Genomic DNA, 659 nt, shown 5'->3' with positions numbered 1-659 from the left:
CTTGAGTAACTAATAGTTGTCTATGTATACCATTAACAGTATTAATACCAAGTCTAATTTTTAAACGGTTATCAATATTGTATGTAGACGCGCTTTCGTTAGTATTAGCAATTCTAACAAAAGTAGAAGAAGAGCTGCCTTCTTTTTCAAAAACACGTTGCGCATTAGTAAATCTGATAGTACCAGTAGCTTCACTTTTAACGAAGAATCCTTGTCCAACCGGAATATAACGACCAGGTAATTTAGAAGGCGTACCACCAGTAGCAACCATAGGGTCATTTGTTCCATAAGAAGCAGCAGGAGTAGCACCAGATAAATTATAGGTAGCGTAACCACCTTGGTATTCTGCTAGAAGATGAGATCCTCCGCCCCAATGTTCCCAGAAGTATAATGTACCGGTAGTCGCACCAGCTGCATCAATAGTAGGTGCATTGTCCATTATAAACTGATGAGCATCAATAGCAGAAGCATAAGGGTTACCAACTAAATATTCATTATTAGCAGTAATAGTTAAAGTAATATCACCATTATTAGGTTTACCTTGATAGGTGTAATTTTGTTCTAAAGTCACATTGCCAGAAGTGTTAGCCACACCTTTCATAGTAAATCCTTCCCCAGGAAGTAAAGAACCGGTACTACGTACGTGTTGCCAATCTGCA

The 659-nt window shown here is 38.2% G+C and carries 1 pseudogene; it reads right to left on the bottom strand.

Annotated features, from left to right (window positions below):
* A pseudogene (locus tag WA340_RS15275) lies at positions 1-659 on the bottom strand (LamG-like jellyroll fold domain-containing protein); the annotation flags it as partial.

It is taken from the genome of Mesoflavibacter sp. CH_XMU1422-2, from assembly GCF_037029245.1.
In the GTDB taxonomy this organism is placed as follows: Bacteria; Bacteroidota; Bacteroidia; order Flavobacteriales; family Flavobacteriaceae; genus Mesoflavibacter; species Mesoflavibacter zeaxanthinifaciens.
Note: the sequence above shows the minus strand (reverse complement) of the source record. Positions and strands in the feature narration are given on the sequence as shown.